Annotated in this window: 11 protein-coding genes; 3 read left to right on the top strand and 8 right to left on the bottom strand. The window is 72.2% G+C overall.

Annotation, left to right across the window (positions count from 1 at the left end):
* The 3 genes from GL263_RS12085 to rpsD all read right to left on the bottom strand — a co-directional run.
* The coding region (locus tag GL263_RS12085; RefSeq protein ID WP_182855650.1) for a DUF6167 family protein at nucleotides 1–257 on the bottom strand (257 nt) is incomplete at its 3' end.
* A gap of 6 nt (nucleotides 258–263) precedes the next feature.
* Nucleotides 264–713: a DUF948 domain-containing protein gene (locus GL263_RS12080; RefSeq protein ID WP_182855648.1), complete on the bottom strand. Its 450-nt coding sequence runs from the start codon at nucleotides 711–713 to the stop codon at nucleotides 264–266.
* A 257-nt stretch (nucleotides 714–970) separates the two neighbouring features.
* A complete protein-coding gene (rpsD, locus tag GL263_RS12075) occupies nucleotides 971–1582 on the bottom strand; it encodes a 30S ribosomal protein S4 (RefSeq protein ID WP_182855647.1) in 612 nt (203 codons plus the stop codon).
* Between the two features lie 295 nt (nucleotides 1583–1877).
* Here rpsD and GL263_RS12070 point away from each other — a divergent pair, with 295 nt between their 5' ends.
* Nucleotides 1878–2498, top strand: coding sequence for a DUF2470 domain-containing protein (locus tag GL263_RS12070; RefSeq protein WP_323379361.1), 621 nt, complete (start codon nucleotides 1878–1880; stop codon nucleotides 2496–2498).
* Nucleotides 2499–2529: 31 nt separating this feature from the next.
* Here the strand turns inward: GL263_RS12070 and GL263_RS12065 are convergent, their stop codons facing one another.
* The 4 genes from GL263_RS12065 to GL263_RS12050 all read right to left on the bottom strand — a co-directional run bounded on the left by GL263_RS12065 (nucleotide 2530) and on the right by GL263_RS12050 (nucleotide 6714).
* Entirely contained in the window at nucleotides 2530–3909 is a 1380-nt protein-coding gene (locus GL263_RS12065; protein ID WP_182855645.1) for a replication-associated recombination protein A, read from the bottom strand.
* A gap of 116 nt (nucleotides 3910–4025) precedes the next feature.
* On the bottom strand, nucleotides 4026–4670 hold the full coding sequence (locus GL263_RS12060) for a vitamin K epoxide reductase family protein (RefSeq protein ID WP_182855644.1): 645 nt from the start codon (nucleotides 4668–4670) through the stop codon (nucleotides 4026–4028).
* 42 nt (nucleotides 4671–4712) lie between these two features.
* The gene (hisS, locus tag GL263_RS12055) at nucleotides 4713–5987 is read right to left on the bottom strand and encodes a histidine--tRNA ligase (RefSeq protein WP_182855643.1); all 1275 of its coding nucleotides are present in this window, start codon (nucleotides 5985–5987) and stop codon (nucleotides 4713–4715) included.
* A 13-nt stretch (nucleotides 5988–6000) separates the two neighbouring features.
* Entirely contained in the window at nucleotides 6001–6714 is a 714-nt protein-coding gene (locus tag GL263_RS12050; RefSeq protein WP_182855641.1) for an MBL fold metallo-hydrolase, read from the bottom strand.
* Between the two features lie 149 nt (nucleotides 6715–6863).
* Between GL263_RS12050 and GL263_RS12045 the strand changes: the two genes are divergently transcribed.
* Together GL263_RS12045 and GL263_RS12040 are read left to right on the top strand one after the other, a co-directional pair.
* Nucleotides 6864–7706 (top strand): peptidylprolyl isomerase, encoded by an 843-nt coding sequence (locus GL263_RS12045; RefSeq protein WP_182855639.1) that lies wholly within the window; start codon nucleotides 6864–6866, stop codon nucleotides 7704–7706.
* A gap of 227 nt (nucleotides 7707–7933) precedes the next feature.
* Entirely contained in the window at nucleotides 7934–9163 is a 1230-nt protein-coding gene (locus GL263_RS12040; protein WP_182855637.1) for a DUF349 domain-containing protein, read from the top strand.
* Nucleotides 9164–9237: 74 nt separating this feature from the next.
* On the opposite strand, the gene GL263_RS12035 is transcribed toward GL263_RS12040, so the two are convergent.
* A complete protein-coding gene (locus GL263_RS12035; protein ID WP_182855636.1) occupies nucleotides 9238–11775 on the bottom strand; it encodes a RelA/SpoT family protein in 2538 nt (845 codons plus the stop codon).
* Nucleotides 11776–11945 lie beyond the last annotated feature (170 nt).

Here is an 11945-nt window from a genome sequence, read left to right as displayed (position 1 = left end):
GGCAGTGGGCGGGCGGTCGCCTCGTCCGGGTCGGCGCCGATGCCCAACGCGTCGTTCAACTCCTCCTCGCGCTGGACCATTCCGGCCCGCACGTCGAGGGCGAACTCCCGCAGCCGGTGCCCGGTCTCCACGGCCCGGTCGGCGGCCCGGGCGGCCAGCGACTCGGGGGTGAGGCTGCGGATCTTCCGATGCACCTTGTTGGTGGCCCAGGCGCCGGCGGCGGCGCCGGCGGTGAACCAGAATGCTCGGCGGAACACGGTGCGTCAGTCCTTTCCGCCGCGCCACCGCCGACCGCCCCTGGCGGGCGGCACGGTACGGCCGGTCAGCACGGTCGTGCGTCGGGGGGTGCGGCCGCCGGCGTCCTGGGCGGCGCGGCCGCGCAGGGCCCGGCGCACGCCGTAGCCGAAGGCGGCGACCTTCACCAGCGGGCCGCCGAACGCGGTGGACACCGTGGAGGACAGCGCCGAGGCGTTGGCGGTGACCTCCTGGACGTCGGTGGCGATCGCGTCGACCTTCTCCAGCTGCGTCTGGGCGCTGCGGACGGTCGCCGAGGCCTCACCGAGCAGCGGAACGGCCCGCTCGGTCACCCCGGTCACCAGCTCGGTGGCGGCTCTGAGCGTCTGCGCGAGCCGCACCAGCACCACGGCCAGGAACGACACCAGGATCGCCCAGAAGACCGCCACGAGGAGGCCGGCCACCTCTCCACCGGACACGCTGCACCGCTTCCCTCGGTTGTACGGGCGTCTACGGGTCTGCCCCGCCGAACGGGCTGTCCTCCAGGGGCTTCAGGGCCCTTCCCCGGCGGCGGGCAGGGCACGACCTTATCGCGCCGCCCCGCGCCGCCCCGACCGGATATCACCCGCACACACGGGCGGGGGCAGCGGGTAACGCGACGCCCCCCGCACCGCGGCGCGAGAGCCGACGGTACGGAGGGCGGTGCCGAGCCGGGGAGCCGTCCGGCTCCCGTGGATCAGCGGGCGTAGTACTCGACGACGAGCTGCTCGTCGCAGATCACCGGGATCTCCTTGCGGTTGGGGTCCCGGTCGAGGCGGAACGCCAGCGCCTGGAGGTTGACCTCCAGGTAGCGCGGGGTCTCGCCCTCACCCGCGTAGCCACCCTCGCGGGCGACCAGGAACGGGTGCTTGGCACGGCTGCGCTCGCGGACCATCACGACGTCGTCCGGGCGGACGCGGAAGGACGGCTTGTCGACCTTGCGGCCGTTGACCTCGATGTGGCCGTGGACGACCATCTGACGGGCCTGGTAGATCGTGCGGGCCAGACCGGACCGCAGGACGAGCGCGTCCAGACGGCGCTCAAGCTCGACGATGAGGGCCTCGCCCGTCTTGCCTTCGACCTTCCGAGCGCGGTCGTAGGCACGGGCCATCTGCTTCTCGCTGATGTCGTACTGCGCGCGCAGACGCTGCTTCTCGAGCAGACGGACCTTGTAGTCGCTGTTCTGCTTGCGGCCACGGCCGTGCTCGCCCGGCGGGTACGGGCGCTGCTCGAAGTACTTGACGGCCTTCGGGGTCAGCGCGATGCCGAGCGCACGCGACTTCTTGACCTTGGGACGCGACTGGTTCACGTTGAACAGTCCTCCGTGTAAGTTAGGTGAGGCTTACCTTAGTAGAGGAGAACGCATGTTTCGTCCTGGGAACCCCCTGCCCGGAATCGTGAACGATCACCAGGCGTCCCCCCACGGCATGCGGGAGGAGGGGCAGCCGCGTCCCACGGAAGACCTTCGGCAGCCCACGGCTGCCGAGCGGGTGCGAACCCTCGTTGAGTCCAGGGTATCCGCAGCACTGAGCATTCCGGGAATCGAGCTCGACGATCTCGGCTCGGGAGTCCCGGAAGCGCGCGCTGTGAACACCGGTGGTGACGTGATTCTACTGGTACCCGCCGACTCCCCCGCGGCCAGGGCCGGCGCCTACGCCCAGGACGACGACGTGGCCGCCGTGATGGAACTCACCGACGTCGCCCCGGTGAGCGTCCCGCACCGGATCAGGGGCCGCGCCTGGGTCGCCGGCTGGCTGACCGCGGTGCGGGGCCGGGAGCGGGGCATCGCCGCCAAGCTGCTCACCGACCGGAACCCGGCCGGGCCGCCGCCCGGCGGCATGGGCTGGATGATGCTGCGGCTGGAGGTCGGCGAGGTCCAGGTCGACGACCTGTGGGGCGAGTGCCGGGTGTCCGCCGAGGACTTCGCCGCCGCGCGGCCCGACCCGCTCGCCCGGCACGAGGCCGAACTGCTCCAGCACCTGGCCGCCGCCCACCCCGGGCAGTTGGACCGGCTCACCGCGCTGCTCGGCGAGGAGGCCGCGGCGGCCGCCACCGGCCACCGGCCCGTGCCGCTCGCGCTGGACCGGCACGGGATGCGGCTGCGCTACTGCCGCCGGCAGGAGGGCTTCGACGTGCGCTTCGAGTTCCCGGACCCGGTCACCGACGTGATGGGCCTGCGGCGCGAGATGCACCGGCTCTTCGAGGCCGCCGGCTGGGACGGCTGACCCCGCTTCGGACGTCGGACCCGCCGGCCGGTCAGTCGCCCTCCGGGCGGGCCCTCGGCGGCTCCTCGCCGCGCAGCCGGGCCCGGACGCGCTCGGCGACCTCCGCGTACCGCGCCTCGGCCCCGTAGCGCGTCGGCTCGTAGTACCGCCTGCCGTGCAGTTCCTCGGGCGCGTACCGCTGTGCGGCGATGCCACCGGGCAGGTCGTGCGGGTACCGGTAGCCCTCGCCGTGCCCCAGCTTCCCCGCGCCCTTGTAGTGGCCGTCCCGCAGATGGGCCGGCACCGGGCCGGCCAGCCCCGCGCGGACGTCGGCCAGCGCCGCGTCGACGGCCTTGTAGGCGGCGTTCGACTTGGGCGCCAGCGCGAGCGCGATGGTGGCCTGGCTCAGCGTGATCCGGGCCTCCGGGAAGCCGATCATGGCCACCGCCTGCGCCGCGGCGACGGCCGTCTGGAGCGCCGACGGATCGGCGAGCCCGATGTCCTCGCTGGCCGAGATCATCAGCCGCCTGGCGATGAAGCGCGGATCCTCGCCGGCCTCGATCATCCGCGCGAGGTAGTGCAGCGCCGCGTCCACGTCCGAGCCCCGGATCGACTTGATCAGGGCGCTCGCCACGTCGTAGTGCTGGTCGCCGTCCCGGTCGTACTTCACCGCCGCCCGGTCGACGGCCTCCTCCAGCGTCTCCAGCGTGATCGCGGACTCGCCCTTGGCGAGCGCCGAACCGGCCCCAGCCTCCAGGGCCGTCAGCGCCCGGCGCGCGTCGCCGCCGGCGATCCGCAGCAGATGCGCCTCGGCGTCCGCCGGCAGCTCCACCGCGCCCGCCAGGCCGCGTTCGTCGGTGAGCGCGCGGCGCAGCAGCCCGCGCAGGTCGTCGTCGGTCAGCGGCTCCAGCGTCAGCAGCAGCGAGCGGGACAGCAGCGGCGAGATGACGGAGAAGTACGGGTTCTCCGTGGTCGCCGCGATGAGCGTGACCCAGCGGTTCTCCACCGCCGGCAGCAGCGAGTCCTGCTGCGCCTTGCTGAAGCGGTGGATCTCGTCGAGGAACAGGACGGTGTCCTTGCCGTAGGCGCCCGAGGAGCGCCGCGCCGACTCGATGACCGCACGGACCTCCTTCACCCCGGCCGTGATCGCCGACAGCTCGACGAACCGCTTGTCGGTGGCACGGGAGACCACGTAGGCGAGCGTCGTCTTGCCGGTGCCGGGCGGGCCCCACAGCAGCACCGAGGACGCGCCGGCCGGACCGCCGGCCCCCTCCCCCACCAGGCGGCGCAGCGGCGAGCCGGGCCGCAGCAGATGCTGCTGCCCGACCACCTCGTCCAGGCTTCGGGGGCGCATCCGGACCGCCAGCGGGCTGGCGGACGGCTCGCGCTCCTGGCGCTCCTCGGCGGCGGCGGTGAACAGGTCGGGCTCCACACGAGGAAGCCTAGGACAAGCCACTGACAACACCGGAGGCGGAACGGGCGGCGCCCCACGCGGCGGAGTGCCGCGCGGGGCGCGCAACCGGGGATCAGCCGAGGAGAACGGCGGGATCAGCTGATCCAGAAGTCCCACCAGCGCAGCAGGATCAGCATGCCGATCAGCCCGGTGTGCAGCACCGGCAGCACCCACGGGAACTCCAGCAGCAGCGAGCGCAGCCCCTCGGGCGCCGGGATGATCCGGTGCCGCAGGTTGTGCGTCAGTGTGAGCCAGAACATCCACAGGGTGGCGACCCACGCCAGGGTGCACCACAGGCACAGCGAGTTGATGTTGTACAGCGACTGGTACATCAGCCAGGTGCAGAAGCCGACGCCGAACAGCGTGCCGCCCTGCAGGCCCAGCCAGAACCAGCGCTGGTAGCGCGCCCCGGCCAGCGCCCCGACACCGATCGTGACCACCACCGCGTAGGTGACCAGGCCGAGGATCGGGTTCGGGAAGCCGAACGCCTCGGCCTGCTCGCTCTGCATGACGTTCTGGCAGGCGACGATCGGGTTGAAGCTGCACCCGGGGGTGTAGGTCTCCCCCGCGAGCTCGGCCTGCATCAACCGGATCTTGTCGACCGTGATGACCCACGAGGCGAGCAGCCCGGCGGCTCCGGTGACGATCAGCGTCCAGGCGAACGCCCTGGTCGCCGCGATGGCACCCTGGGTCCGGCCGTCGCCGGTGTCCGTGGTGTCGGGGGGAGCCGTCGTGGTCATAGCGGTGTCATCCCGTCGGGTGGGGTGTGCGGGTCATGTGCCTCAACGAGCGGCGGGCCGGTTGAGTTTCGCCAGCACCTCGGTTGTCAGGTTCTCCAGCGGCACGGCGACCTGTTCGCCGGTGGCCAGGTCCTTGAGCTGCGCGACCCGCTCGGCCAGGTCGCGCTCGCCGAGTACCAGGGCGAGCGCCGCGCCGGAGCGGTTGGCGGACTTCATGGCGTTCTTCAGGCCCTTGCCGCCGTAGGCGAAGTCCGCCGCCACGCCCTGCCGGCGCAGCTCGGTGACCGTGTGGAACAGGGTACGCCTGGCCTCCTCGCCGACGGGCACGGCGAAGACCTCGGTGGCGTCCGCGCGGGGCAGCTCCACGCCCTCCGCGCGCAGCGCCAGGACCGTGCGGTCGACGCCGAGCGCCCAGCCCACGGATGGCAGCGCCGGGCCGCCGAGCATCTCCGCAAGGCCGTCGTAGCGGCCGCCGCCGCCGACGGCGGACTGCGAACCCAGCCCGTCGTGGACGAACTCGAACGTCGTACGGGTGTAGTAGTCCAGGCCGCGGACCAGGCGCGGGTCGTCCTCGAACTCCACGCCGGCGGCGAGCAGCAGGTCGCGGACCTGCTCGTGGTAGGACTTGCAGCCCTCGCAGAGGTGGTCGCGCATCAGCGGGGCGTCGGTGAGCTGGGCGCGGACGCTCTCCCGCTTGTCGTCCAGCACCCGCAGCGGGTTGATCTCGACGCGGGCGCGGGTGTCCTCGTCGAGGTCGAGGGCGCGCAGGAAGTCCTGGAGGGCGGCCCGGTAGACCGGCCGGCACTCGGCGTCGCCCAGCGAGTTCAGCAGCAGCCTGACCTGGCGCAGGCCGAGCGCACGGTAGGCGTCGGCGGCCAGGATGACCAGCTCGGCGTCGAGCGCCGGGTCCTCGGCGCCCAGGGCCTCGGCGCCGACCTGGGAGAAGTGCCGGTAGCGGCCGGCCTGCGGGCGCTCGTAGCGGTAGTAGGAGCCGGAGTACCACAGCTTCACCGGCAGGGCGCCCCGGTGAAGGTTGGCCTGGAGGGCGGCGCGCAGCACGGACGCGGTGCCCTCCGGGCGCAGCGCGAGCTCGTCGCCGCCCTTGGTGGTGAGGGTGTACATCTCCTTGGTGACGATGTCGGTGGACTCGCCCACGCCTCGGGCGAACAGCTCGACGTGCTCGAAGCCCGGCGTCTCGACGTAGCCGTAGCCGGCCCGGCGCAGCGGGGCCGAGATCGCCTCGCGGACGGCGAGGAAGTCGGCGGACTCCGGGGGGAGCAGGTCGTAGGTGCCCTTGGGGGCGGAGAAGGTGCTCACGGGTGTTCTCTCGTCACATTCCTCGTCGTGGGGCGGCTGGTCGGCCGCCCTCGCCGCCGGCGACCAGCCCGCGAAGGAACGGGTTGGTGGCGCGCTCGCGGCCGATGGTCGTCTGGGGACCGTGCCCGGGCAGTACGACGGTGTGGTCGTCCAGCGGGAGGCAGACCCGCGCGAGGGAGCGCAGCATCTCGTCGTGGTCGCCGCCGGGCAGGTCGGTGCGTCCGATGGAGCCGGCGAACAGGAAGTCGCCCGCGAACATCACCGGCGGGATGTCGGCCTGTTCGGGCATCCTGAAGCTCACCGACCCCCTGGTATGGCCGGGGTTGTGCGCGACGGTGAACTCCATGCCGGCGAGCTCGAGCACCGAGCCGTCGGTCAGCTCCCGCAGGTCGTCCGGCTCGCCGACGGTCAGCTCGCCCAGCAGCCGGGCGCCGATGGACCGGCCGAGGGCCTTCTCCGGGTCGCTCATCATGTAGCGGTCCTCGGGGTGGATCCAGGCCGGCACGTCGTGCGCGCCGCAGACCGGGACCACGGACGCCACGTGGTCGAGATGGCCGTGGGTGAGGATGACGGCGGCCGGCTTGAGCCGGTGTCTGGCGAGCGCCTCCTCGACTCCCTCGGCGGCCTCGTGGCCGGGGTCGATGATCACGCACTCCTCACCGGCGGCGGGAGCGATCAGATAACAGTTCGTCCCCCAGGCACCGGCGGGGAACCCGGCAATGAGCACGTTCGTCCTTCAGTCGTCCGGCAACGGTTGGCGTGCCCCACGAGCCTACCGGCGCCGGGTGCGCCGCGGCGAACCCGTACTACCGTACGGTCACCGCGCCCGGTGCCGAGCGCGACAAGCCCCCCGAAGGTTTTCCGAAGGAGAAGCACGTGGTCAGCGCGGAGAAGCGGCGTCGACAGCTGGCGGCGGAGAAGGAGCGCCGGCGCATGGCACGGCACGAGGCGGCCCGGCGGAGGACCAGGATCCGCAACGCGGTGCTCGCCGCCGTGCTGGTGGTCGCGGTCGCCTCGACGGCCGTGTGGGCCTCGGTCGCGGCGTTCGGCGGCGGTGAGGAGCGCCGGGACGACGCGGCCGACGCGACGCCCACGCCCAGCCGCGGCCCCGACCCGTGCGAGAAGCCGGCCCCCGGCAAGCCGAACGGCAAGCAGTGGGACAAGGAACCGAAGATGTCGATCGACACCGAGGCCGACCACACCATGGTGCTGGAGACGACCTGCGGTGACATCACCATCAACCTGGACGCGCGCGACGCCCCGCGCACGGTGAACTCGTTCAGCTTCCTCGCCGGGCAGAAGTACTTCGACCACACCGCCTGCCACCGGATGACCGAGGGTGGGCTCTTCGTCCTCCAGTGCGGCGACCCGACCGGCACCGGGCAGGGCACCCCCGGGTACTCCATCCCCGACGAGAACCTGAAGGACAAGCGCGTCGCGGACGGCGTCTACCCGGCCGGCACGGTGGCCATGGCCAACACCTACAACGCGCAGACCGGGCAGGGCCGGGACAGCGGCGGCAGCCAGTTCTTCCTCGTCTACGAGGACAGCCCGCTGCCGGCGGACTACACGCCGTTCGGGACGGTCGCCGAGGGCAAGGCGGGGATGGACGTGCTGAAGAAGATCGCCGACGCCGGTGTGTACCCGGCGCCCGAGATCCAGGCGACCGCGCCCAACGCCACCGTGGTGATCAACAAGGCCACCGTGACCGCCGGCTGAGTACCGCGTGCCGCCGCGGACGCGGTTGTCGTGCTCGCGGATTCACCTCGCGCCGGATGCGGACAGCCGGGCCGCCCGTCGCCTATGTTTGCGTGAGGTGGGGCGCGTGTTCTACGACCGGACGGCGGTAGCCGGCGGTCGGCACGGCGAAAGACTCCCCGCCGGACGACAACTGTGGACGACGCCCAGGGCGGCAGGCCCTGCCGGCGTCATGTGGAGGAGGCGCTGTGAGCAGCGACCCGTGGGGCCGCGTCGACGAGACGGGGACCGTGTACGTGCGTACGGCCGAGGGTGAGCAGGTCGTCGGTTCGTGGCAGGCGGGTTCGCCGGACGAGGCCCTCGCCTACTTCGAGCGCAAGTACGAGGGCCTGGTCGTGGAGATCGACCTCCTTGAGCGCCGGGTGAGGACCACCGATCTGTCGGCGAAGGACGCCGAGACCGCGATCGGGCACATCCGGGAACAGGTGGACGCCCACCACGCCGTGGGCGATCTGGACGCCCTGCGCGTCCGGTTGGACAAGCTGTCCGAGACGGTCGCCGAGCGCCGCGAGCAGCGCAAGGCGGCGAAGGCGAAGCAGACCGAGGAGGCCCGCAAGGCCAAGGAGGACCTGGTCGCCGAGGCCGAGAAGCTGGCGCAGAGCGAGCAGTGGCGGGCGGCCGGGGAGCGGCTGCGCGCGCTGGTGGACACCTGGAAGGGGCTGCCCCGGCTGGACCGCAAGTCCGACGACGAGCTGTGGCACCGCTTCTCGCACGCCCGCTCGGCCTTCTCCAAGCGCCGCAAGGCGCACTTCGCCGCGCTGGACAACCAGCGCGAGGAGGCCAGGCGGCGCAAGGAGAAGCTGGTCGCCGAGGCGGAGGCGCTGTCGTCCTCCAAGGACTGGGGCGCGACGTCGGCCCGCTACCGCGACCTGATGCAGGAGTGGAAGGCCGCCGGCCGGGCGCAGCGCGAGCACGAGGACGACCTGTGGCAGCGCTTCCGCGGCGCCCAGGACGTCTTCTTCCAGGCGCGCGGTGAGGTGTTCGCCGAGCGGGACGCCGAGCAGCGGGAGAACCTGACCCGCAAGGAGGAGCTGGCCGCCGAGGCCGAGAAGCTGCTCCCCGTCAGCGACCTGAAGGCGGCGCGGGCGGCGTTCCGGGCGATCAACGAGCGCTGGGACGCGATCGGTCACGTCCCGCGTGACGCGAAGGCGAAGATCGAGGGCCGGATGCACGCCGTGGAGCGGGCGGTCCAGGAGGCCGAGGAGGCCGAGTGGCGCCGCAGCAACCCCGAGGCGCGGGCGCGGGCCGCCGGTCTCACCGGCCAGCTCCAGGACGCGGTGGACAAGCTGCGCGGCCAGCTGGAACAGGCGCGGGCGGCGGGCAACACCGCGAAGGCGCAGAAGCTGGAGCGTGAGCTCGAGGGCCGTCAGGCGCTGCTCGACCAGGCGCTGAAGGGCCTGGAGGAGTTCGGCGGCTGACGCGCGTCTGCCGAGAAGACGGGAGAGGCCCGGTCCGACAACGGACCGGGCCTCTCCGCCTCTGCTCGTTCCGCTTACGGGCGGCGGGCGGAGGTGACGCGGTAGACGTCGTAGACGCCCTCTACCTTGCGCACCGCCTTCAGCACGTGCCCCAGGTGCTTCGGGTCGCCCATCTCGAAGGTGAAGCGGGAGGTCGCGACCCGGTCCCGGGACGTCTGCACGGCCGCCGACAGGATGTTGACGTGCTGGTCGGACAGCACCCGGGTGACGTCGGACAGCAGCCGGGAGCGGTCCAGCGCCTCGACCTGGATGGCGACCAGGAACACCGAGGACTGCGTCGGCGCCCACTCCACGTCCAGCATGCGCTCCGGCTCCCTGGAGAGGGAGTCGACGTTGACGCAGTCCGCGCGGTGCACCGAGACCCCGGAGCCCCGGGTGACGAAGCCGATGATCGGGTCCCCGGGCACGGGGGTGCAGCAGCGGGCGAGCTTGACCCACACGTCGTCGACGCCCTTGACGATGACCCCCGGGTCGGCGCTGGAGCGGCGCTTCTCCCGGCCGCCGCCGCGCCGCAGCGGCGGCGCCGTCTCGGCGATGTCCTCGCTGGCGGCGTCCTCGCCGCCGAGTGCCTGGACCAGCTTCTGCACGACGTTCTGCGCGGCGACGTGGCCCTCGCCGATCGCCGCGTACAGCGAGGAGATGTCCGGGTAGCGCATCTCGTGCGCGAGCGTGACGAGGGAGTCGCCGGTGAGGATGCGCTGGATCGGCAGGTTCTGCTTGCGCATGGCCCGCACGATGGCGTCCTTGCCCTGCTCGATCGCCTCGTCCCGGCGCTCCTTGGAGAACCAGGCCCGGATCTTGTTGCGCGCCCGGGGGGACTTGACGAAGTTCAGCCAGTCCCGGGACGGGCCGGCGCCGGGCGCCTTGGAGGTGAAGACCTCGACGGTGTCGCCGTTGTCCAGGGTGGACTCCAGCGGGACCAGGCGCCCGTTGACGCGGGCGCCGATCGTGCGGTGGCCGACCTCGGTGTGCACGGCGTACGCGAAGTCGACGGGGGTGGCGCCGGCGGGCAGCGCGATGACGTCGCCCTTGGGTGTGAAGACGAAGACCTCGTGCCGGGACAGGTCGAAGCGCAGGGACTCCAGGAACTCGCCCGGGTCCTCCGTCTCCTTCTGCCAGTCCAGCAGCTGGCGCAGCCAGGCCATGTCGTTGACGGTGTCCTGGCCGCCCTTGCCGGACCGCTTCGGCACGTCGGTGCGGACCTTGGAGGCGCCGGCCACGGCCTCCTGCTTGTACTTCCAGTGCGCGGCGATGCCGTACTCGGCGCGGCGGTGCATGTCGAAGGTGCGGATCTGGAGTTCCACCGGCTTGCCGCCCGGCCCGATGACCGTCGTGTGCAACGACTGGTACATGTTGAACTTGGGCATCGCGATGTAGTCCTTGAACCGGCCCGGCACCGGGTTCCACCGCGCGTGCACCGTGCCCAGCGCCGCGTAGCAGTCGCGGACGGTGTCCACCAGGACGCGGATGCCGACCAGGTCGTAGATCTCCGCGAAGTCCCGGCCGCGGACGATCATCTTCTGGTAGACGCTGTAGTAGTGCTTCGGGCGGCCGGTGACGGTGGCCTTGATGCGGGCGCCGCGCAGATCGGCCTGCACCTCGTCGATGACGGTGGCCAGGTACTCGTCCCGCTTCGGCGCGCGCTCGGCGACCAGCCGGACGATCTCGTCGTACATCTTGGGGTAGAGGATCGCGAAGGCGAGGTCCTCCAGCTCCCACTTGATGGTGTTCATGCCCAGCCGGTGGGCGAGCGGCGCGTAGATCTCCAGCGTCTCGCGGGCCTTCTGCTCCTGCTTCTCACGCCGCAGGAAGCGCATCGTGCGCATGTTGTGCAACCGGTCGGCGAGCTTGATGACCAGCACCCGGGGGTCCTTGGCCATCGCGACGACCATCTTGCGGACCGTCTCGGCCTGCGCGGCCTCACCGAACTTGACCTTGTCCAGCTTGGTGACACCGTCCACCAGGAGGGCCACCTGGTCGCCGAAGTCCCGGCGCAGGGTGTCGAGGCCGTACTCGGTGTCCTCGACGGTGTCGTGCAGCAGCCCGGCCATCAGGGTGGCCGGATCCATGCCCAGCTCGGCGAGGATCGTGGTCACCGCGAGCGGGTGCGTGATGTACGGGTCGCCGCTCTTGCGCTTCTGACCCCGGTGCCAGCGCTCGGCGACCTGGTAGGCGCGCTCGATCTGGCGCAGCGTGGCGGTGTCCGCCTTGGGGTCGTTGCCCCGCACTATCCGCAGCAGCGGTTCCAGCACCGGGTTGTACGGGCTCGCCCGGTGCACACCGAGGCGGGCCAGCCGGGCCCGGACCCGGTTCGATGAGCCGTACCGCCCGGAGACCCCGGACACCGCCCGGGCCTGCCCACCGGAGCGCTGCTCCTCCCGCCGTGCGGGCTCGGCCGCCGTCGGCGCGGGAGGCTGTTCCGGCCTGGTCGCCGGCTGTGGCTTGCCACCGCCCTGGCCGGCACCGCCGGCCGCGGCCTCCGCGGCGGGCCCGGTCGGCCCGCCCTTCGGCTCGCGCTGATCGGCGGTGAGCGGCTGGGTCTCTTTAGGCAAGAGCACTCCTCTAGCAGTCCGGCCAGGGAACGGTCGGACTGCCATGGTATCGAGCCACGGGCCACCCGGTCGCCGCCTCCCGGAGTGCGGACCTCGGCCGCACCACCGCCGCACGCGAGGAGGGCGTCCGGGGAAGCCCCCGGACGCCCTCCTCGCGGTGTGGTCGGCCT

Source organism: Streptomyces durbertensis, assembly GCF_014156695.1.
Classification (GTDB): Bacteria; Actinomycetota; Actinomycetes; order Streptomycetales; family Streptomycetaceae; genus Streptomyces; species Streptomyces durbertensis.
This window is presented reverse-complemented; position numbering and strand designations above follow the sequence as displayed.